Source organism: uncultured Clostridium sp., from assembly GCF_900547735.1.
Taxonomy (GTDB): Bacteria; Bacillota; Clostridia; order Lachnospirales; family Lachnospiraceae; genus Otoolea.
The window spans coordinates 13232-33237 of sequence record NZ_URHZ01000049.1 but is presented as its reverse complement, the minus strand read 5'-3'; the positions used below and the strand labels follow the sequence as shown (position 1 = coordinate 33237).

The 20006-nt window shown below is 48.2% G+C and carries 23 protein-coding genes and 1 other annotated feature; of the genes, 1 reads left to right on the top strand and 22 read right to left on the bottom strand.

Annotated features, from left to right (window positions below):
- Nucleotides 1–33: 33 nt before the first annotated feature.
- The 18 genes from QZT18_RS15270 to QZT18_RS15185 form a co-directional block, all read right to left on the bottom strand.
- Complete coding sequence (locus QZT18_RS15270) at nt 34–1356, bottom strand: replication-associated recombination protein A (protein ID WP_294148964.1); 1323 nt, start codon at nt 1354–1356, stop codon at nt 34–36.
- A 15-nt stretch (nt 1357–1371) separates the two neighbouring features.
- Complete coding sequence (locus tag QZT18_RS15265; protein ID WP_294148962.1) at nt 1372–2163, bottom strand: polysaccharide deacetylase family protein; 792 nt, start codon at nt 2161–2163, stop codon at nt 1372–1374.
- A gap of 258 nt (nt 2164–2421) precedes the next feature.
- Nucleotides 2422–3261 carry an undecaprenyl-diphosphate phosphatase gene (locus QZT18_RS15260; RefSeq protein WP_294148960.1) on the bottom strand — a complete coding sequence of 280 codons (840 nt, stop codon included), beginning with the start codon at nt 3259–3261 and terminating at the stop codon, nt 2422–2424.
- A gap of 15 nt (nt 3262–3276) precedes the next feature.
- Entirely contained in the window at nt 3277–3951 is a 675-nt protein-coding gene (locus QZT18_RS15255; protein ID WP_294148958.1) for a uracil-DNA glycosylase, read from the bottom strand.
- Between the two features lie 92 nt (nt 3952–4043).
- Nucleotides 4044–4682 carry a hypothetical protein gene (locus QZT18_RS15250; RefSeq protein WP_294148957.1) on the bottom strand — a complete coding sequence of 213 codons (639 nt, stop codon included), beginning with the start codon at nt 4680–4682 and terminating at the stop codon, nt 4044–4046.
- 143 nt (nt 4683–4825) lie between these two features.
- The gene (rplL, locus tag QZT18_RS15245; RefSeq protein ID WP_294148956.1) at nt 4826–5197 is read right to left on the bottom strand and encodes a 50S ribosomal protein L7/L12; all 372 of its coding nucleotides are present in this window, start codon (nt 5195–5197) and stop codon (nt 4826–4828) included.
- A gap of 115 nt (nt 5198–5312) precedes the next feature.
- A complete protein-coding gene (rplJ, locus tag QZT18_RS15240; RefSeq protein WP_294148955.1) occupies nt 5313–5801 on the bottom strand; it encodes a 50S ribosomal protein L10 in 489 nt (162 codons plus the stop codon).
- A gap of 125 nt (nt 5802–5926) precedes the next feature.
- Nucleotides 5927–6065 (bottom strand) — a sequence feature (ribosomal protein L10 leader region).
- A 526-nt stretch (nt 6066–6591) separates the two neighbouring features.
- The gene (locus tag QZT18_RS15235; protein WP_294148954.1) at nt 6592–8544 is read right to left on the bottom strand and encodes a sensor domain-containing diguanylate cyclase; all 1953 of its coding nucleotides are present in this window, start codon (nt 8542–8544) and stop codon (nt 6592–6594) included.
- Complete coding sequence (locus QZT18_RS15230) at nt 8528–9958, bottom strand: extracellular solute-binding protein (RefSeq protein WP_294148953.1); 1431 nt, start codon at nt 9956–9958, stop codon at nt 8528–8530. Before QZT18_RS15230 ends, QZT18_RS15235 begins: the two co-directional genes overlap by 17 nt.
- A gap of 176 nt (nt 9959–10134) precedes the next feature.
- Entirely contained in the window at nt 10135–10830 is a 696-nt protein-coding gene (rplA, locus tag QZT18_RS15225; RefSeq protein WP_125143842.1) for a 50S ribosomal protein L1, read from the bottom strand.
- Nucleotides 10831–10927: 97 nt separating this feature from the next.
- Nucleotides 10928–11353 (bottom strand): 50S ribosomal protein L11, encoded by a 426-nt coding sequence (gene rplK / locus QZT18_RS15220; RefSeq protein ID WP_294148952.1) that lies wholly within the window; start codon nt 11351–11353, stop codon nt 10928–10930.
- 82 nt (nt 11354–11435) lie between these two features.
- On the bottom strand, nt 11436–11951 hold the full coding sequence (gene nusG / locus QZT18_RS15215) for a transcription termination/antitermination protein NusG (RefSeq protein ID WP_125143844.1): 516 nt from the start codon (nt 11949–11951) through the stop codon (nt 11436–11438).
- 21 nt (nt 11952–11972) lie between these two features.
- Nucleotides 11973–12176: a preprotein translocase subunit SecE gene (secE, locus tag QZT18_RS15210; protein WP_125143845.1), complete on the bottom strand. Its 204-nt coding sequence runs from the start codon at nt 12174–12176 to the stop codon at nt 11973–11975.
- 56 nt (nt 12177–12232) lie between these two features.
- Nucleotides 12233–12382 carry a 50S ribosomal protein L33 gene (gene rpmG / locus QZT18_RS15205; RefSeq protein WP_021640493.1) on the bottom strand — a complete coding sequence of 50 codons (150 nt, stop codon included), beginning with the start codon at nt 12380–12382 and terminating at the stop codon, nt 12233–12235.
- 808 nt (nt 12383–13190) lie between these two features.
- Entirely contained in the window at nt 13191–13706 is a 516-nt protein-coding gene (locus tag QZT18_RS15200) for a GNAT family N-acetyltransferase (RefSeq protein ID WP_366925896.1), read from the bottom strand.
- Nucleotides 13707–13774: 68 nt separating this feature from the next.
- Entirely contained in the window at nt 13775–13936 is a 162-nt protein-coding gene (locus QZT18_RS15195; RefSeq protein WP_294148928.1) for a hypothetical protein, read from the bottom strand.
- Between the two features lie 45 nt (nt 13937–13981).
- Nucleotides 13982–14887 (bottom strand): AEC family transporter, encoded by a 906-nt coding sequence (locus QZT18_RS15190; protein ID WP_294148926.1) that lies wholly within the window; start codon nt 14885–14887, stop codon nt 13982–13984.
- Nucleotides 14865–16196 (bottom strand): Na+/H+ antiporter NhaC family protein, encoded by a 1332-nt coding sequence (locus tag QZT18_RS15185; protein WP_294148924.1) that lies wholly within the window; start codon nt 16194–16196, stop codon nt 14865–14867. Before QZT18_RS15185 ends, QZT18_RS15190 begins: the two co-directional genes overlap by 23 nt.
- Nucleotides 16197–16519: 323 nt before the next feature.
- Between QZT18_RS15185 and QZT18_RS15180 the strand changes: the two genes are divergently transcribed.
- Entirely contained in the window at nt 16520–17443 is a 924-nt protein-coding gene (locus QZT18_RS15180; RefSeq protein ID WP_294148922.1) for a LysR family transcriptional regulator, read from the top strand.
- Between the two features lie 33 nt (nt 17444–17476).
- Here the strand turns inward: QZT18_RS15180 and QZT18_RS15175 are convergent, their stop codons facing one another.
- The 4 genes from QZT18_RS15175 to QZT18_RS15160 all read right to left on the bottom strand — a co-directional run bounded on the left by QZT18_RS15175 (nt 17477) and on the right by QZT18_RS15160 (nt 19931).
- On the bottom strand, nt 17477–17881 hold the full coding sequence (locus QZT18_RS15175) for a hypothetical protein (RefSeq protein ID WP_294148920.1): 405 nt from the start codon (nt 17879–17881) through the stop codon (nt 17477–17479).
- 27 nt (nt 17882–17908) lie between these two features.
- Nucleotides 17909–18370 carry a hypothetical protein gene (locus QZT18_RS15170; RefSeq protein WP_294148917.1) on the bottom strand — a complete coding sequence of 154 codons (462 nt, stop codon included), beginning with the start codon at nt 18368–18370 and terminating at the stop codon, nt 17909–17911.
- A 35-nt stretch (nt 18371–18405) separates the two neighbouring features.
- Entirely contained in the window at nt 18406–18897 is a 492-nt protein-coding gene (locus QZT18_RS15165; protein ID WP_294148915.1) for a GNAT family N-acetyltransferase, read from the bottom strand.
- Nucleotides 18898–18986: 89 nt separating this feature from the next.
- A complete protein-coding gene (locus tag QZT18_RS15160) occupies nt 18987–19931 on the bottom strand; it encodes a YcxB family protein (protein ID WP_294148913.1) in 945 nt (314 codons plus the stop codon).
- Nucleotides 19932–20006: the final 75 nt, after the last annotated feature.

Sequence of the window (20006 nt, the reverse complement as noted above, 5' to 3'; positions counted from 1 at the left end):
TTATATACCATTTTTCGAAAATTGCAAATTTTTTTATTCGGATTCCTTTAAAAAGCGAAGCCATTCCCCGATCTCTTTCTCATAGCCGTTTTCCGTCGGCCGGTAGAAGGAAGCTCCCTCCAGTCCGTCCGGCAGATACTGTTGTTTTACATAGTGATTCGGATAACTGTGGGCATACTTGTAGTCAAGTCCCCGTCCCAGCTTCTCCGCCCCCTTATAATGCCTGTCCTGGAGGTGTACCGGCACGGGAGCCGCCGCGGTATTCCGCACGGCCGCCTCCGCCTCTTCAATCGCCATGCAGGCCGCGTTGCTTTTCGGTGCGCTGGCCACATAGGTGACGGCCTGGGAAAGCACGATTCTGGCCTCCGGCATTCCAAGCCGTTCCACTGCCTGGGCCGCGTTGACGGCCACTACGAGAGCCTGTGGATCGGCATTTCCCACATCCTCGGATGCACAAATCATAATTCTTCTCGCTATGAATTTAATATCTTCGCCCGCATAGAGCATCTTTGCAAGATAATAGACGGCGGCGTCCGGATCAGATCCCCTCATACTCTTAATAAATGCAGAAATCGTGTCATAGTGATTATCTCCGCCTTTGTCATAGCGCACCGCACGTTTCTGAATGCATTCCTGGGCCACGTCCAGAGTGATGTGAATCACTCCGTCCTCTGAACGTTCGGTCGTCAGCACTCCCAGTTCCACCGCATTGAGGGCCGCCCTGGCATCGCCTCCCGCCATATCGGCCAGGAAGTTCAGGGCATCCTCGGAAATGTCCGCTTTGTAGCTTCCCATTCCCTTCTCCTTATCGTAAACCGCCCGTTTCAGCAGTTCGTAGATGTCTTCTTTTTCCAACGGCTTCAGTTCGAAAATCCTGGAACGTGAAATGAGGGCTCCGTTGACCTCAAAATAAGGATTCTCCGTCGTCGCTCCAATTAGCAGCAGCGTACCGTCCTCCACAAAGGGGAGCAGATAGTCCTGCTGGCTCTTATTAAAACGGTGAATCTCATCCACAAACAGGATGGTCTTCTGTCCATACATCCCCAGCGCATCTTTCGCTTCCTGCACGACCTGCTCCATATCTTTCTTTCCCGCCACGGTTGCGTTAAGCTGCTTGAACCTGGCGCTTGTCGTGCCTGCAATCACCTTGGCAAGCGTAGTCTTGCCGGTTCCGGGAGGACCGTAGAAAATAATGGAACCGAGCTTATCCGCCTTGATTGCCCGGTACAGCAGTTTGTCCTTCCCAATAATATGTTTCTGTCCAACCACCTCATCCAGTGTGGCAGGGCGGAGCCTGGAGGCCAGCGGCGCCTCCTTCTCCATTGTGTTGCTTCTCATATAATCAAATAAATCCATAGTATCCCTCTGTCCTTAATCTATCAGCAGTTCATCCACTGTAACAAAAGTATAGCCCTGCTTCGTCAAAGTGTCAATGGCCGCAAGCGCCGCATCCACCGATGTTCCGAACACGTCGTGAAGCAGGATTACCTCGTGTTTTCCCACATTTTTGCAGATGTGTTTCAGCACTTTCTGTGAGTTCTGGCTCTTCCAGTCCAGGGTGTCGATGTCCCAGAAAACCGGCGTCATCCTGACGCACTCCTCCAGCTCATCATTCCATATCCCGTACGGCGGCCTGATGTACTCGGGCGCTCTGCCCGTAATCGCCTTTATCATCTCATTCGTCTTGATAATGTCGGCACAGGCAGCCTCCGTGGTTCTCTTCGTCAGATCCACGTGGCTGTAACAGTGTGTTCCAATCAGATGACCGTCTTCCGCCATCTGTTTCACCAGTTCTTCATTGCCCGGTATGTTTTCTCCGACCAGAAAAAAGGAGGCTTTCACCCCTCTCTGTTTGAGTCCGTCCAGCAGTTTTTTCGTGTAAACGGAATGGGGACCGTCGTCAAACGTCAGAGCCAGCAGTTTTTCACCCTGTTGTCCCGGCTGCGCCTCTTTCTCCGCGTCTCTTTGCTTTTCCTTCTGCTTTTCTTTTTGTCTTTCCTTTCCCTGTCCTACGGAATCCGGTTCATCCGGCTCTGCCGATACCTGTACCCCTGTCCTGTTTCCGTAAGTTGAGACAAAATCTCTGACTGCCGAAAAACAAAAACAGGCCAGAAATACATCCATCACCATTGTGAGCATCAGCAAAAACACTTTTCTTTTCACATGCGTTTCCCTCTTCTGCCTTCCGCCGCCATTATTAATCAATATATGCAGCGGCCGCCTCCATCAGAATTGTAAACTCGAAAAAGAATTAAGTGCCGAGCCCGCTCTGTCCACGCACCGGGAAAGGCGCATTGCGGTAAAATGCATTTGAACACCGAAAAGTACGCTTCGCCAACTTTTCATTGCCAATCAATAAAAAACACGGATAGGCAGGAAAACGTGCCCAAGGCGCGGTTCCTTCCGTATCCGTGAATCAAATTAAGATGCCAATGCCGAGATGCCGAAATAGGATAAAACAATAAGTCCAAGTATAATCCTGTAATAACCAAAGAATTTGAAATCATGTCGTCTGATATACCCCATTAAGAATTTGATGGAATACACCGACACGGCAAAGGCAATCACCATGCCAAGAAGCAGGTAGAACACCTCATATCCCTTAAAAGCTCCGCCTTCGATAAAGAATTTCACAATCTTTAAGAGACTGGCTCCGAACATAACCGGGATTCCGAGGAAAAATGAAAACTCGGCCGCAGCGCCCCTTGAACAGCCAATGAGCATAGCCCCCAGAATGGTCGCCCCCGAGCGGGAGGTTCCGGGTATCAGCGCAAGCACCTGGAAACAGCCGATGATAGCAGCCGTCTGAAAAGAAATCTGTGTCACACGGTCAATCGGGAACCTGGCATTCTGGTTTCTTTTCTCCAGCAGGATAAAAAATACGCCGTAGATAATCAGCATAGCCGACACCACATAACCGTTCAACAGCTTGTTCATGAAATTATCAAGAGGGAGCCCCACCACCGCTGCCGGAATACAGGCCACAATAATCTTTGCCCAAAGCCGCAGCGTCCCTCTCTTCTGGGCTTCCGACTTCCGGTTTGAGAACGGATTCAGCTTGTGAAAATACAGAACAAGCACCGCCAGGATGGCTCCCAGCTGAATCACCACCATGAATACTTCACGGTATGCCTCGCTGACATCGAGATGAATAATCTCATCCACCAAAATCATATGGCCGGTGCTGCTGATAGGAAGCCATTCCGTGAATCCTTCCACAATTCCCAGCACAACGACCTTTAAAATTTCTACAAAACTCATGCTTTTTCCTTTCCACTATATATTTTCAATCTGCCAGTCAATTGGTTCCAAACCATTTTCTTTCAGATATTCATTCGTCTTGCTGAAAGGTTTGCTGCCGAAAAATCCTCTGTACGCAGACAGCGGGCTCGGGTGCGGCGCCTCCAGGATCAAGTGTTTCGGATTCGTAAGCATCGGTTTTTTCATCTGGGCCGGTCTTCCCCACAGGATGAACACCATCGGCCGGTCCTGCTCCGCCAGAATCTTTATGGCTGCATCGGTGAATTCTTCCCAGCCGATTCCCCTGTGGGAATTGGCCTGATGCGCCCGTACGGTCAGCACCGTATTGAGCAGCATAACGCCCTGCTCCGCCCATTTCTTAAGGTATCCGTTATTCGGGATATAGCAGCCCAGGTCCTCCTGAAGCTCCTGATAGATATTGACCAGTGACGGCGGTATCTCCACATCCGGCTTTACCGAAAAGCACAGGCCATGGGCCTGTCCCGGGCCGTGATAAGGGTCCTGTCCCAGAATTACCACCTTGACCTTGCCAAGGGGTGTAAAATCAAAAGCATTAAAGATATCATTGGCATCCGGATAAACGGCCCTTGTCTGATATTCCTGTTTTACTGTCTCGTATAATTTTTTATAATATGGCTTCTTGAATTCGGCCCCGAGAGGCACAAGCCAGTCATTGCTGATCGCTCCCATGTATCATGCACTCCTGTCTCATATTTTGTCGGTACTGCGATACTTCCACAGCCTTCTTAACAAATTTTATCACAGTCGTGAAGCATTCACAATCATTTATCGGCACATTTCACGATAAATTCCAATGAATCGACGGCAACCGGTACAGCTCTCTCCCTTATTTCCTCCGATACCTGGGCAAGTTTTGCATTCACGCGGTACATCTGCGCCTTCCTGTTAAAGAATACCGTTTTTTCAAACGGCCACCGTATTACGGTCGGAGTTTTAAAGCCTTCCCCCAGCTCCAGTACCAGAAGACGGCGGTTAAGCGTCCCCGCAAGCCACTCCCTGTACCGGTTCCACCCCGGCAGATAACCTTCCTCGATATAGTGTTCCGCCTCTATCGTATTGCCGATCAGAGGAGCCTTGCAGTGGGGACAGAGGCCGTCCGCAATCTCATCCTTTTCCCAGATATCCTTCGTACAGGCATCCCGGCACTGGAACCAATTCACATTGCCGCAGGGAGCCGTAATCCTCTCCGCATTCAGGGGACTCTGAAAAATCCGGCCGTCCGTCACGGTTGTCACGATAAAATAATCTTTTCCCTCCGTCAGCCTGTATAAGGCCCGGTATGCCTCTTTTACATCGGATTCCTTCGCTTTTCCCCATTCGGCTCCGATTCCAATCAGGACATATTCACAATCCTTCAAATTTTCCCGCAGATTATCCACAATTTTATCATACTCTTCCATATCCGCCCTCCTGTCATATGTGCATAGAACCTCAAAGGTTCACTGTTACTCCGTACCCGGAAACGCCAAAAGAGCCCGCAACGCATGGAAACCACACGCCACAGACTCTTTTATTGTAATGCAAATTAAGCTGGATTGCAAAATTATTTTAATGTAACTTTTGCGCCTTCTGCTTCTAATTTTGTCTTTAACTCTTCTGCTTCCTCTTTGGAAACGCCAACTTTTACAGCCTTAGGAGCGCTGTCAACTACTTCTTTAGCTTCTTTTAAGCCAAGGCCTGTAGCTTCACGAACAACTTTGATAACTTTAACTTTGTTAGCGCCAACTTCTGTTAACTCTACGTCAAATTCTGTCTTCTCTTCTACTGCTTCTGCTGCGCCTGCTGCTGCAACTACAACGCCTGCTGCTGCGGATACACCAAACTCTTCTTCACATGCTTTTACTAATTCATTTAATTCTAATACGGATAATTCTTTAATAGCTTCGATAAATTCAGCTGTTGTTAATTTTGCCATTTTAATGTTCCTCCTGTAATTTTACTATTTAATATTTATGCACAGCTTTTCTGTGCTGTCTCTGCTGCCCTAGGCAGCTTTACAATTCTTTCCGTCTTGATTTCCCGGATGGAAATTATGCCTCTTTGGACTCTGCGATCTGATTGATAACGCGAGCAAAGTTGGTAATTGGGGACTGAATGCTTCCAAGCAGTTTTCCAAGAAGAACTTCTCTGGACGGGATGGTTGCGATAACCTGCATTCCCTTTGCATCGTAGTAAGTTTCTTCAACAATACCACCTTTGATCTCCAACTTGTCTGCTTTCTTTGCGAATTCAGCTAAAATTCTTGCCGGTGCTGTTGCATCTTCTTTGGATACAGCTAAAGCTGTAGGTCCTTCCAGATTTGGCTCTAAAGCTTCGAATGCAGTTCCCTTAGCAGCAAAGCGAATCATCGTGTTCTTATATACTTTATAAGAAACGCCTGCTTCCCTTAACTGTTTACGGAGCTGTGTATCCTGCTCTACAGTCAGACCACGGTAGTCAACGACTACTGCTGTCTTAGCGCCGTTGAATAATTCAGAAATTTCAGCTACAACCGGCTGTTTTAATTCAACTTTTGCCATGAATGGTTTACCTCCTGTATTATTTAATCTAACCGCCTGGTAAACGTATTTGACGACCTGTAAAATGCTCATCGCATCCTACCGGTATCAAACAGCGAAAAGTCCGCTCCGCGGGCTCTTCATCGACAACCAATAAAAAGCCTCTTTATCCGTGAAGACAAAGAGGCGCAAACTTACACATTTAATATGGTATGTTCCCTCGGCAGGCGTTTTAACCTTATGCCTTACGGCACCTGCTGTCTTCGGCAGTTAACACTAAAATAAAATACCATATTTATTCGGGTTTGTCAAGGGGATTTTTTTTAATTGAGATGCGGGGACGCCTCTGTGAGATGACGGACGGGGGCGCGGGGTGGATAGGTGAGTCTTCAGTCCCGTTTTGTATTATGTTGTGAGGGGGAATCCGGGAGAAAAAATTCCTGCGGGGACTCGCTCCCGCTTGTGGAATGCGCAGCGGATGCTAGCTTCGTAAAAACCTCAGCAAGCACCGGCGGATTCCAAGGTCCCCTCCGGAAAGTTTTCTCCCTCCTTCCCCGGGCAGGTGGTCGGCGGGACTGAAGACCGGGCAGGGATCGGCCCCGTCCGTTATCTTCAAAGGCTGATTGTCTCTTTCGTCAAGTGCGGTGGAGGTATTGTCACAGCCACTATGCAGTTGCGGTGCTTTTACTTATGACCCGCCCGGATTCCCCACCCGCGACTGACTTCACTCCGGGACTGAAGACTCATAGGCCTCCCTCTCACTATCCCGGTTCCTGGCCGTACGGCGGCGTTCTCATACCTCAGGAAATTCTTACCGCTGTGTTTTTCCCTTAAGCCTTCTTTTATTACGGTACATATAGGCATCCGCCCTGGACAGCACATCCTTCAGCCCCACATCGCGGCCCGGTGTGTAAAAGGCATATCCGGCTGCGATGGACGCATTGAATTCTCTGGTTTGGCTGTATTCTTCCATTGACTTCTTGATCGCTCCAATTCCATCCACCGCACCCGCGGCGTCGCTTTCTTCCAGATATACGGCGAATTCGTCTCCGCCTATCCGGTAGACCCGGCCGCTTGGGAATGCCTCCTGGATTGCTTTTGCGGCCATGCAGATATATTCATCGCCCATATCGTGGCCGTATCTGTCATTGACGCATTTCAGGTCATTTAAATCACACATGACAAAGCCTATTTTCCCGGTGCCGTCAAAATCGTCACGGATGCGTTCCATCTTCTTTTCAAAGGCCAGCCTGTTTTTAACTCCCGTCAAGCCGTCCCTGTCACGCTCTACCTTGAGCGCCTTTGTCTGCAGGACCTCATCCGTCACATCTTCGACAACGCACCGAACCGTGCCGTCCACGGATCTGCGGGTGATTTTGAGCCACCGGCTGCCGTCCTGATTATTCACCTTAAAGATTTCCCCTTCACCGGAATGCTCAAGATTCTTTAAGAATTCCGCAAACTTTGTCTTATCCCTGGTGAAATTCCGTTCCTGCTCCCGGGTCAGCCCAAGAAGTCCCGGGATCTGGCTCGTCATAAATACGCCTCCCGAATGGGAACGTATCTCAAAAACTCCCAGAGGAAGCTCCGACAACTCCATCAGTTTCGCATGCCTTGTAAACCACATGCTGACAAACACTGCGATAATCAGTCCGATGGCGGCCGACATCACAAGGGCATATACCAGTATCTTTTCTATCTTGTTCGGGAAATGAAGAAGGACAGGCTCCTCCATCATACCCATCAGGTACCAGCCTTCATTTTCGAAAGGCGTATTATGGTAATACATGCCCATCTGACTGACACAGGCATATATTTCGTGATTGCTGTTGTGATTCAAAATACGGTAAATTCCGTTCTGCTCATCCAGGCATTCCAGTTTAAGCGGCCCGCCTTCGTCCAGCATCCTTTTTTGTACGGCTCCATGGGTGACGGAGAGCTCAAGTCCATCCTCCATCGAACCGGTTGCAATAGCATATCCGTAAGAACCGTTGGACTGCAGCTCTTTCGCCGGCAGAAAACGGTACATATAATTTACCGATATCTCAATGCCGAACACCGCCGCCACCTTGCCGTCATCGCCGAACAGTGGAATGGAATACGTAATAACATCCTCATCCTGCGGGTTCACCTTGAAGGGCAGACTCCAATAGCCCAGCCACCCCGAGCGTCCGTATTTCATTGCGGCCTCATACGGTTTATCAAAAAAATCCCTGTTGCCGTCAGTTAAATCCAGACGGAAACTCCAGTTTGCGGTTGTCGCAATCTCCATTGTCTCAGCCACGTTCCAGGGACCCGTCAGCATATATACGTTGGCGTTATTCTCCCCCGTCTTCTCAGGGTTATTATTCCGGAAATAGAGCGCGGCCAGTGAGTCATCCGTCTTTCCCTCGTCCGGCAGTATTAAAAATGCGCCCGTAGTTTTTGTATGGAAGAGCGCATCCAGCACCGTCGGAGCCAAATCTTCCAGAATCTCGTTTTCCCGCCCGGTTATGTCCGGATTATCCATACTATCAAAGTAACGGCTCATCCGTTCCGTATCATACTCAAAATTCGTCCAGATATTCTCCATCTCATTTTCGAGGTTATTCTTCTGTCCGTTTACCTTCTCGGAAAAAATTCTGTACTCATTCTGCTTTGCCCTTGTCAGAACACCGCTGCCAACCATGATACCGGTCAGCAGAACACTTTGGAATACGGCAAAACAGACAAATACCACTGCTAAATTAAATGCAATGTTCCTGCTCCTAATCTTTTTCCCCATCCGTTATACCAGCCATTTCTTTAATAAGAGAATCATACCACCGGCTAAAACAGTCCTCCGACAGCAGATCCGACTGCACATCTTCCTTTATTTCTCCGTTCCCGAGCCGTCTCTTCATGATGTCCTGAGCCTCGACGGTTTTATTTTCAAGTGACTCTGCAAAAAACTTATTTTTATCATAGGAACCTTCAAATGCCTTTTTAATGTAAAACGGCCTCTGTTTTCTGGCGTCCAGAAATACGCGGATACTGCTGCCAATCGCCTCCGCATTGTTCGTCCTGTCAACATGATTTAAGAGCTCCGGCACGGATTCCAGCGCTTTTTCTTCTACAGGCAGATATCCGGTAGCTACTGCAAAACGTATATTCTGTTCCGGCGCCGTGAACCACTTAAGGAATTCACAGGCCGCCTCCTCACGTATTCCATCGGAAGCAAAGACGCCCATATCGGCCCCTCTCTGTGTCATATACCCGGTTCCTCCGTCAAACGTAGGGTATGGAAAACATTCACACTCGATCGGATAGGACTTCTCTTCATTCTCTATTATTTCTCCCGGGAAAAAACCGGCTCCGGCCGATGAACCGATATAGGCCATCAGCTTCCCGCTCTTGACGCCGTCCTGATTGTATTCCCGGCTCTCATACCATCCCATCACATGAGGCACATAATAAGCTTCCCATGCTTTGCGGGCCGCCTCCCTGGAAAATTCGAACCGGCCGCTGTCGCCGTAAATCGTCTCTCCAAGCTGAGCCGCTGCCATGACCGAAAAATCATTGTAATAATTCATGCCGAGGAATGGTTTTCCCCCGGACCATCCGTAGTATAGCTCCGCCACTTCGGCCAGGCCTTCCCAACTTCCAAGCTGAGCTTTCGACACTCCGGTCTCCTCCGAAAAACGCTCCCAGTCGGTCTTATTCAGATATAAAAGCTCCGTCGATTTAGCCACAGGGAGCATCTTATGGTGCCCTTCTTCATCCCATACGCCCTCTTCCAGGAACTCCGGCTGGTACTTCTGAAACTCTTCTGCCGTAAAATAGCGTTCCAGCGGGACCAGAGGCGCTAACTTATCCAGCCTGTAGGCGCTGTCCGGATAAGATGCAAATATATCCGGAAGCGGCTCCGAACCGATCATTCGGTTAGCGGATGCGTACAATACCTCCTCCAGCTCATCGCTGGAGCCATATCCTTTGGCATCTACGATAATATCTTTCTCCAGCCCGACCGTATCATTAAACTCCTGGATCAGTTTATCAAACTGAATCTTCGCCACGGCATTATAAGAATGCCAGAGGGTAATCACCACCGGTGAATCCGACTTTGGCGCCGTCTTTTCTCTATTGTTACATCCTGCAATACCGACGAGCAGCGTAAGCGCTATCAACGATATCATAGCATACATTTTTTTCTTCGTCATATCTTTCCATCACCATTTTCGCCCTTTTATCTCAGTCTATAATATCTAAGTATACAGGATTGCATTCCTGATGTCTATTATCATTACAATTAACAAAAAGCCCGAAAAAAACCGGAACAAAAGCGCACTGCCTTCGTTCCGGTTTTTCTGATATAAATATTTCTATCGCCCCTGAATTAGTTCACAAGCTTTGCAACATTTAATTTAACACCAGGACCCATTGTGGATGTCAGCGTTACGCTCTTTAAGTAAGAGCCCTTTAATGTAGCAGGTTTTGCCTTCAGGATAGCGTCGATAAGCGTCTGGAAGTTGTCCGCTAATTTGTCTTCTGTGAAAGAAGCTTTTCCTACTGGCACGTGGATAATGTTTGTTTTATCAAGTCTGTACTCAATCTTACCAGCTTTGATATCGTTGATAGCTTTTGTTACGTCCATAGTAACCGTACCAGCCTTCGGGTTTGGCATTAAGCCCTTCGGTCCAAGTACACGTCCTAAACGTCCAACAACACCCATCATATCAGGTGTAGCAACAACTACGTCGAAATCTAACCATCCTTCATTCTGGATCTTCGGGATGAGCTCTTCTGCGCCTACGAAATCTGCGCCTGCTGCCTGAGCCTCGTCTGCCTTCGGTCCCTTAGCGAATACAAGGATTCTAACTGTCTTACCGGTTCCGTGTGGTAAAACTACGGCACCACGGATCTGCTGATCAGCATGACGTCCGTCACAGCCGGTTCTGATGTGAGCTTCAATTGTTTCATCAAATTTAGCTGCTGCTGCTTTCTTAACAATAGAAATAGCTTCTGCAGCATCATAAAGATTTGTGCGGTCTACTAATTTAGCAGCCTCTACGTATCTTTTTCCTCTTTTCATTATAAATAACCTCCTAGTGGTGTTGTCGGGGATTTCCCTCCCACGTTACAAAAAAACATCTCAATTATACTTCACGGGTATGACTAATTACTTCAGCTTATTCAGCAACAGTGATTCCCATACTTCTTGCTGTACCAGCGATCATGCTCATAGCAGCCTCAAGGCTTGCTGCATTTAAGTCTGGCATCTTTAATTCTGCAATTTTCTGAAGTTCTTCTTTAGAGATGGTAGCTACTTTTGTCTTGTTAGGTACAGCAGAGCCAGATTTAAGCTTGCATGCCTTCTTTAACAAAACTGCAGCCGGCGGAGTCTTTGTAATAAAGCTGAAACTTCTGTCAGCATATACAGTGATAACAACCGGGATAACCAGGTCGCCCTGATCTGCTGTTCTTGCGTTGAATTCTTTTGTGAACTGAACGATATTAACGCCGTGCTGACCAAGAGCTGGTCCAACTGGCGGTGCTGGTGTAGCTTTACCAGCAGGAATCTGTAATTTAATGTATCCTGTTACTTTCTTTGCCATGATTAGGCACCTCCTAAATAAATGTGGTAATTGCGGGGATTTCCCTCCCACGAGCCTCTAAACCGATTAAAGGCCGTACTTGTTACATCTTCTTTACTTCTGTAAAAGACAGTTCTACCGGTGTCTCACGGCCGAACATCTCCACATTGATAGTAAGGGTCTGCTTTCCTTCGTTGATGGACTTGATTACACCAACGGTATCTTTCCAGGCCCCTGCGGTAACAACAACCGTGTCACCTTCTTCAAAGTCGACTACTAATCCGGCTTCCCTGAATCCCAGAGAATCCATCTCGCCTTCCGTAAGCGGAACCGGCTTGGAACCCGGACCAACAAATCCTGTTACACCACGGGTGTTGCGTACTACATACCATGTGTCATCGTTCATAACCATGTTAATCAGTACATATCCGGGAAACATCTTCTTGGCAACCTGTTTCTGTGCCCCGTTCTTCAGCTCAATGACATCCTGCATAGGCACGGATACCTCTAAGATCTGATCCTGGAGCTTTCTGTTTTCAATTGTCTTTTCGATGTCAACTTTTACTTTGTTTTCATAGCCGGAATAAGTATGCACTACATACCAATTTGCTTCTGACATATTCTCACCTTTGCCCTTAAATTAGATAACGAAGTGCAGTCCTGTTACGATAATCGTATCAAGTGCTGCAATAATCAGTCCCAAAGCAACGGCAACCGCAACGACGGCGCCTGTCTGCTTAATGACAGTATCTTTGTCGGGCCAGACGATTTTCTTGTACTCGGCCTGAAGGCCTTTCCAATAGCTCTTTTTAGGAGCCTTTTTGGTATTTTCTGTTTCACCCATAATTTGTCCTCCAATGTTATCAGGCTGCCGCCTGATCCCAGGTACAATCAGTTACCTTATTTTGTTTCTTTGTGTAACGTATGTGTTTTACAGAATCTGCAATACTTCTTTGTTTCCATTCTGTCAGGATGAGTCTTCTTATCCTTAGTCATGTTGTAATTACGTTGTTTGCATTCTGTACATGCCAGTGTAATTCTTGTGCGCACGACTTCCACCTCCACTTAAATTGTTGATTTGTCACAGCCTTTATTTTACAGCGTTTTGCAGGGTTTTGGCCCTGATTTTGAGCATAAAAAAAAGACCTAAGTTCTTCCATTCGCCCGTCTACTATATCATAAATGTGGGGATTCGTCAATATATTTTTAGTTGGGCATAGAGGACCGTTTGTAAGGACGGCGGGCGGGGGGTGGGGGATCGTGATGCGTCTTCAGTCCCTGGAAGATTTTCGCGTACGGGGAATCCGGGCTGAAAGCATTCCTACGGGGACTCGCTTTCGCTTGTGGAATGCGAAGCGGAGTGCTAAATTCGTATAAAACCTCATTAAGCACCGTCGGATTCCAAGGTCCCCTTCGGAATGTTTTCACCCTCCTTCCCCTTTTTACGGATCGATGGACTGAAGACCCGGTAGGGATCGGCACCGCCCGGCATCCTTACATCAGGCTGAATGACTCTTCCCCAAGTGCAGGGCCGCACTTGTTGCAGGCGCGAATTGTTTCCGGGGATGTTTGGCTGGTTACGGTACTGATTGTTTTTGGGATGTTAGTTTTTTGTTTTATTTAAATTGATTATTCACAAAAAAACAGAGCCTTATTCCGATGTTATGACATGATGGTCACTCTATTGGGAATAAAGCTTGTATGGTTGGTTTTTCTGCGTTTTTTCGCATCTGATGATGGTTGAGGATATGAGCCGTAATGAACGGTCCAGTTCTTCCTATGAAACATGGCCATGATTTTTCACCTCACAAATCATTGTAACGGGACTGTAACGAAGTTTCCCGCATTGAAAACTATATCATATGGTTGTCTTTTTCTCATATCCAAATTCATGCAGAACCAAATCTTCGTCAATTACCTCGTCATAGATCCCATCTGCTTTTGTAAAACCATTTTTCAAATAGAGATTTATCGCGGGTTGATTGATATCTACGACAAAGAGTCTGAGATACCCGGCTCCGAGGGAACCTGCCAGGGCTGTGGCTTTTTGGATCGCCAGACTTCCGATTCCTTTTCTTTTGTAATTGACGTTTACTCCGAGACGGTCGAGATAAAATGCCCTTTCATTCTGATTTTCCCATTTTACACCGTCCGCTCCTGGATTGGAATCGCATAAGGCAAATGCCGACACGATCTCCTTCTGCTGCGTCAACACATAGAGCCGATGGTTTTCGATATCTTCCCCAAAGACTTCCCCCGGATAAATCTCATCCCAGATTTGGATGCCGTTCCTGTCCATGTCCCGGCATATCTCCTTATAGACCGCCCTAATCTGCGGCAAATCATCCATAACAGCCCTTCTCAACTCCATCATAAAATGTACCTTTCCTTTCAAAATCACTTTTACAGCATTTACATTCATAAACGTTATCAGGCATGGGATTAGCTCACCAGCACGGAAATGCATTGTTCTATAAACCCGGTTATTACATCCACGGCCTGCGAGAGCTGTTCGCTGTTTTTACTGCCGTTCCCATTGCTTATTTTTAAATCGCATATGGCCTTTTCTGTTTTCAGAATCTCGATTGCTTCATTCAATGTCATGGCGGCTCCCTTCACTCCCTTCAGACAGCCTTAAATGGACTCTCATTACATCACCCACATCGGAATCGTGACCATCGACAGCAGCGTAGACAGCACCACGCATTTCGTGGCGAATTCCGCATCGCTTCCATACCGTGCCGCAAAGATAGCCGCCGTTGCTCCTGCCGGCATGCCCGTCATGATCACGGCTACGCCGGAGGCCACCGGATCGAGGCCCAGGGCATGGCTGAGTGCCAGGGCTGCGGCCGGGAGCAGGACGAGACGGAAGATGCTGAAGCCGACCGTAGTCCTGTTAATAATGGTTCTGACGTCCACATCCGCAAGAATTGTTCCGATGATGAACATTGTAATGGCCGAATTGCAGCCGCCGATACTCTTAACCGTAGATGCCAGAACTTCCGGCACATGAATCTGGGTGAACATCAGAAACAGGCCGATGTATACGGCTACCAGGCAGGGGTGGGTCAGTATATTGTGCAGTACTTTCTTTTTGTCGGAGGTGCCCGCTACAAAATAGGAGGTGCCCGCCGACCACATGACCACGCGCATCGGTATCAGAAAGATGGAGGCATACAGCAGCCCAAGAGAGCCGTAAACGCCCTCTGCAACCGGGTTCCCGAGAAAACCGCCATTTGATACGATTGTACAGTATTGGAGCACCTTTTTCTGCTGTTCTCCAAAGCCGTTAAATAAAAACCGGTTGAGAAATAGGCAGAAAAACTGCATGACGATTCCCACCACCAGAAGAAGGCCGCAGGCCTTCATGATCGACAGGTCGAATTCAATCAGGCAGGATTTGATGATGTTGCACGGTATGATGATATTGACACAGAGATCCGTCAGACAACGTTTTCCCGGCTCGTCTATGATTCCTTTTCTTTTCAGAACAGCACCGGCCAGAATCATTAAGAATAAGCTCCCCTGAAGATTAAACAGTCTTACGATTTCCATAAACTCTTTCCTCCCGTCTCTTTCTGTTTCGGAAAAGGTTCCATGCCGGAAGCAGGTAAATGTAAAAAGCAAAAAGAATGCATCCACCCACATTGACGGCTGATATCGCCGCCATAGGCGCTGCGCAGGCAACGGACCATGGAACCAGCGGCGCCACAATAACAGCCGTATTTTCCAGATAGAGCGCCATCTCTTTTCTGTCATAGACCATATCCTTACAAAGCTGATAAGTCAGGATAATGCCAAGCGTCTGATTGCAGGCCGCCATGGATGCCAGCAGGGAGGTGACCAATTCGCCTCCGTACGGCGTAATTTTCTGTCCCAGTCTGCCTATCCTCAGTTTAATGCCCTGAAGAATCCCCGTTTTCTCAAAAATGTCCGAATAGGAGGAGGAAATACAGATAATCGCGCTTACCCTCACCATAGATAGCAGTCCTCCCCCGTTCATCATCGCCGCCAATCCCGGTTCCTCAATGCGGTAGCCCGTGAACAGGAATCCGAATAATTCCGGGAGCTTTACTCCCTGAAGAAATATGCTGATAATTCCTGCCGTCAGTATGCTGATCATCATAGTCTTTTTGACATTAACCCTGAACAGGGACAGGATGATAACAATTCCGGCAGGCAATGCGGCAAGCCAATGCAGGTTAAAACTCTCCTTCAGCAGTGTAAGGAGTCCGGCATCGGGTGACGCGCCGCTTCCGTTCATGCCGAGCACCAGATAGATGACGCACACCGCTGCAAAGGGGACAAGGGATGTTCTGATCATACTTTTTATATTATCGAAAATGTCCGTTCCGGTCAGTTCGCTGACAAGCAGGGCGCTGGTCGACATCGGAGAACACCGATCGCCAAAGTAAATACCCGACAGGATGGCCCCGCCCGCATAAACGGGATTCACCCCCGCGGCAGTGGCCATTGCCATACTGATTACACCGCTGGTGGCCGCCGTACCAAGCGAGGTTCCGGTAAGAACGGAGACGAAGCAGTTGAGAAGAAAAATGAACAGAATGAACGCGGAAGGCACAATCAGGCCGGAAGTGCAGACAACCAGAAACGGAATCGTTCCCGCCGCACGCCACAGCGCGGTCAGCATTCCTATGAGCATAAAAACAATCAGCACGTTTTTTACGGTTTTCACGCCTTTGAAAGACATCTTCAGAATTTCCGCCACCGTATTATGTTTTATCAGGGCGTATCCGGCAAAAACAAAATATCCGAAAATCAGCGCATACAGAACTGAAACACCAAACACCGCGGAGAGCAGAAGCGCCGCTACAAATATGCCAAGTACCGTTATCTCCAACATTTTCCATCCCCCTTATATCTTATATTATAAAGTATTAAATCTAATTGTCTAACTGTTCTTTTTGATATATAATACAGGAAAAATACTGTATTGTAGTTTGAACAATACATTGTCTGAACGTAACTATTCAGTACCTTCATAGTTACCGCTTCGCAATGCACAGAAACGGCCCAAAATGCCGTTTCGCGCTGACAAAACTCGGGATTTTCATGCAAAAATGCATGAAAACACCTCGCGGAATACTGCCTTCTGAACAGTTACGTCTGAACTTACTATTCGAACCTGTGTCCCGATTATGATTTAAACTTCCCGGGAGGAAATCTATGAACTTTCTAAGTATGAAATACTTCACCACCGTCGCCAGGGAGCGCAGCTTTACAAAGGCGGCCGAACAGCTTCACATCACGCAGCAGACGCTGAGCGCGCATATTGCCTCAGTTGAACAGGAGCTGGGCTGTGCGCTTCTGATTCGCCATGTGCCTCTGGAACTGACCTACGCAGGCCAGGTTTTTCTCCGCTACGCCGTCGATTTTCAGAAACGGTATTCCGCAATGGAGCAGGAATTCAGCGACATCTCCGCCGAAGAGAAAGGCATACTGCGGGTCGGCATTGCCTATACCAGGGGACGTACGATCATGCCCGAACTGATTGCGGGATATCAGAAGGTTTATCCCAAAATCGAGGTACGGCTGATTGAGGCCACCAACGATGTACTGCAGCAGAAGCTGCTGAAAGGTGAGTTTGATCTGGCCATCGCCAATTTTCCCGATAAAATCCCGGGTGTGGAGCTGAAGGACTTTTACGAGGAGGAACTGGTCCTCCTCATTTCCTCCCGGCTTTTATCCGAGCTCTACGGGGAACACGCCGCCGATGTGCTGCGTGAAACAGAAAAGCTCGGCAACCTTTCTCCCCTTGCCGATTGCCCGTTTCTCCTGAACCGGCAGGAGGATATCTTCGGCCGGATTGGCCAGCAGTTAATCACGGCCTCCGGATTTTTCCCGCAGGTCAGGGCCCAGTCCGACAACCTTGCAACTCTTCTTTCTCTCTGTGTCAGAGGGGTTGGAGCCTGCTTCTGTTCCGACCGGATGATCAGTTCCCTTCTGACGGAGAAGGAACTGGCCTCCCTCCATACGCTGCACTTTGGGGATATTGCCAGATACCAGATTAAATTTGGCTGGCTGAAACAGCCCTACTGCTGGAGCATGACATCCAATTTCATAAAAATAGCTTCCGGGCTGATTCATTGAGCCCGGAAGCTTTCTCTTCCATCATCGGGAAACTCAGTTTCCCTGTGCATTTTCTTTTCTGATTTTAAACACCGAAAATAAATATAATCCCGACATCGCCACCGCAATCAGGGAAGCCGGGGCACTCTGTGCACTCGTGAGCAGCGTATTGATTAACCCCGCCGCGTCCAGAGCCACCATAATAATACCCAGAATAAAGATGGCTTTTGTTCCGGAACCGGGTCTGCAGCTCCGAAGTCCCATAATTGCCGCGATTCCGCGGAAAACCGATTCCACTATCGCAACCATGGCAAGCATTATCGTGGCTCCAATCAGAGACTCATACTCCGTCCCGCTCAGAGCGCTGCTGCCGGCCGCCAGAATCACACCCGATATTACGGTGAGAATTGCCTGTGCCAGAATTACAATCGATGAAAATTTTAATATTGTACGGCTCACCTAAAGTTGTCCTCCAATGTCTGTCTTCTAATCAAAAAAATCGTCCCCCGGATGTTCTGCAACTCCCTCTTCGTCAATATAGATCCCGTTTATCCGCTTATCCTTAACCATGGCTCCCAGTTTGTCAACATAATAGAGGTCGCCGATCCAGCAGCTTCTCGCCAGTGAACCGTCCTTGTTGAAATAGTACCATTCTCCCATGAATTCAACCCACTCATCCGATACCATGGCGCCGGATTTATGGAAATAATACTGTACCCCGTCAATAATCATCGGCGTGTCGGCCATGTAGCCGGTATCTTTGAAATAATACCATTTACCGTCCATCTCTTTCCAGACGGAAACGGGATGGCTGCCGTCTTCTTCCTGGTACCACCAGCCAAACTTATCCTGCACCCAGTCGGCATGCACAGTGGCAGGGGGATTCAGTGCAATAAAAACGATTGTCAGAACCGGAAGCAGAATTCTCCTCACCGCTCTTCCCTTCATAAATTGGCCTTCACCTCCACGGATCCGAGCTTTACTCAGATTATCAACTGATAAAACAATGTGTCAAGCCAACGGTCGAACTTCCGTCCGACTTCTTTTGTAACTCCGCAGTATTCAAAACCGAACTTCTCATGCAGACGGATACTGGCGGTGTTGTCCGATGTAATTACAGAGACGATTGCATGCGTTCTGCCTTTCTCCCTGGCAATCCGCAAAAGCTCCGTCATCAGCGCTTCCCCGACTTTTCTGCCTCTGTATTCATGGGCCACATAAACCGAAAGTTCCATTGTAGGGGCGTAAGCATCATTGTCGCGGTACACGGACAGGCTGGCATACCCCGCCACCTTACCGTTCTCCTCCGCCACAATCAGAGGAAATTCATCCCTGTTATGCTGCTCAAACCAGGACCTTCTCTCCTCAACGGTTCTGGGCCTGATTGAGAAAGACGCCGTGCCGTTCAGCACCTCATAGTTAAAAATCTCAACCATCCCCTGTAAATCACTTTCTTCTGCCCACCGGATTATCATTCCGTTCATCCTCCTGCACCGTCATGTTTCTGTCGTTCTTCTTAATCTAATGAATCCTGTCTTAAACTTCCTGTTTCAAACTTCCCGTCCTATACTTCCCTGCCGTCGGCCTCTGCCGCGGATACCACTTCCTGTTCCGGCGCGGCCTCCGTCGCTGCTTCGGCTGCTGCCGCTGCAACGGTTTCAGGAGCTGTCTCCGTCACGATCTCAGATGTTGCCTCCGCCACGGCCTCCTCACCGGATGCCGTTTGCGCAGATTCTTCCGTTCTTACGGAGTCATCCTCCTCATTGTCGGCCTCTGCCGCCATAGCCGCCATAATATGAGCCATCTTGCCGATCTTTCCCATATTGCTGGTGTCAACCGGCTCAATCTCCTCCGCCTCTTCGTCGGAACCGGATGCGATGCCGCCTTCATAAGACGCATCCGCGCCGTTATCACCGGCTGCCTGTGTCTCTTCCGGAATCTCCTCTTTCTTCTCATACTTTTCAGGATTTTCCTTGGCGTCGGCTATCTTTTCTTCCATAAATGCCTTGAATTCGTCCATCTCTTCCTGGCTGGTGAACGCGGATTTGGCGATGAACTGCCATGTCTTGTCATTGGCCTCCAGAAGAAACAGTCTCTCAATTTCGAGTATTCCAAAAAGCTCGCTGTAACGGTATTCCTTTGTCACGTTCTCGGACGGCACTTCCATAACGAGCCCCAGATCGTTCAGTGTTAAATGGACAACCGGGAAATTGTTATTCTTCTCCAGTCTCTTCAGTCCGCTCTTCTTCCAGATCATGCGTTCCTGATTGTGATGGGAGGTGGTGTAAAACATCGCCGCTCCTACTAAAAGCGCCATACCGATGGACGGAATAAGCGCCGCCATGTTGCCTTTGGCAGAATTGAGGCTTCCGCCTACATAAATTACGACAAAGCCAACGTAAATGACCAGTGAAAAAATCTTCATCTTTTTTGATTCATTGCGGAGCACGTTCCAGTGTATCCAGTTTTTATAATCGTCTTTTACCAGTTGATACTCTAATTCACGCATCTTTATAAACTCCTTTTCATTCCATTATTGTTCGCATACATCAATGCCTTCTCCGAAAAACGCTCTGTTTTCCTG

What these genes read in the sequence shown, in the direction of transcription:
- QZT18_RS15270 (WP_294148964.1), bottom strand. Translation starts at nt 1,356, where the DNA reads ATGGATTTATTTGATTATATGAGAAGCAACACAATGGAGAAGGAGGCG.
- QZT18_RS15260 (WP_294148960.1), bottom strand. Translation starts at nt 3,261, where the DNA reads ATGAGTTTTGTAGAAATTTTAAAGGTCGTTGTGCTGGGAATTGTGGAA.
- QZT18_RS15255 (WP_294148958.1), bottom strand. Translation starts at nt 3,951, where the DNA reads ATGGGAGCGATCAGCAATGACTGGCTTGTGCCTCTCGGGGCCGAATTC.
- QZT18_RS15250 (WP_294148957.1), bottom strand. Translation starts at nt 4,682, where the DNA reads ATGGAAGAGTATGATAAAATTGTGGATAATCTGCGGGAAAATTTGAAG.
- rplL (WP_294148956.1), bottom strand. Translation starts at nt 5,197, where the DNA reads ATGGCAAAATTAACAACAGCTGAATTTATCGAAGCTATTAAAGAATTA.
- rplJ (WP_294148955.1), bottom strand. Translation starts at nt 5,801, where the DNA reads ATGGCAAAAGTTGAATTAAAACAGCCGGTTGTAGCTGAAATTTCTGAA.
- QZT18_RS15235 (WP_294148954.1), bottom strand. Translation starts at nt 8,544, where the DNA reads ATGGGGAAAAAGATTAGGAGCAGGAACATTGCATTTAATTTAGCAGTG.
- QZT18_RS15230 (WP_294148953.1), bottom strand. Translation starts at nt 9,958, where the DNA reads ATGACGAAGAAAAAAATGTATGCTATGATATCGTTGATAGCGCTTACG.
- rplA (WP_125143842.1), bottom strand. Translation starts at nt 10,830, where the DNA reads ATGAAAAGAGGAAAAAGATACGTAGAGGCTGCTAAATTAGTAGACCGC.
- rplK (WP_294148952.1), bottom strand. Translation starts at nt 11,353, where the DNA reads ATGGCAAAGAAAGTAACAGGATACATTAAATTACAGATTCCTGCTGGT.
- nusG (WP_125143844.1), bottom strand. Translation starts at nt 11,951, where the DNA reads ATGTCAGAAGCAAATTGGTATGTAGTGCATACTTATTCCGGCTATGAA.
- secE (WP_125143845.1), bottom strand. Translation starts at nt 12,176, where the DNA reads ATGGGTGAAACAGAAAATACCAAAAAGGCTCCTAAAAAGAGCTATTGG.
- QZT18_RS15200 (WP_366925896.1), bottom strand. Translation starts at nt 13,706, where the DNA reads ATGATGGAGTTGAGAAGGGCTGTTATGGATGATTTGCCGCAGATTAGG.
- QZT18_RS15195 (WP_294148928.1), bottom strand. Translation starts at nt 13,936, where the DNA reads ATGACATTGAATGAAGCAATCGAGATTCTGAAAACAGAAAAGGCCATA.
- QZT18_RS15190 (WP_294148926.1), bottom strand. Translation starts at nt 14,887, where the DNA reads ATGGAAATCGTAAGACTGTTTAATCTTCAGGGGAGCTTATTCTTAATG.
- QZT18_RS15185 (WP_294148924.1), bottom strand. Translation starts at nt 16,196, where the DNA reads ATGTTGGAGATAACGGTACTTGGCATATTTGTAGCGGCGCTTCTGCTC.
- QZT18_RS15180 (WP_294148922.1), top strand. Translation starts at nt 16,520, where the DNA reads ATGAACTTTCTAAGTATGAAATACTTCACCACCGTCGCCAGGGAGCGC.
- QZT18_RS15170 (WP_294148917.1), bottom strand. Translation starts at nt 18,370, where the DNA reads ATGAAGGGAAGAGCGGTGAGGAGAATTCTGCTTCCGGTTCTGACAATC.
- QZT18_RS15165 (WP_294148915.1), bottom strand. Translation starts at nt 18,897, where the DNA reads ATGATAATCCGGTGGGCAGAAGAAAGTGATTTACAGGGGATGGTTGAG.
- QZT18_RS15160 (WP_294148913.1), bottom strand. Translation starts at nt 19,931, where the DNA reads ATGCGTGAATTAGAGTATCAACTGGTAAAAGACGATTATAAAAACTGG.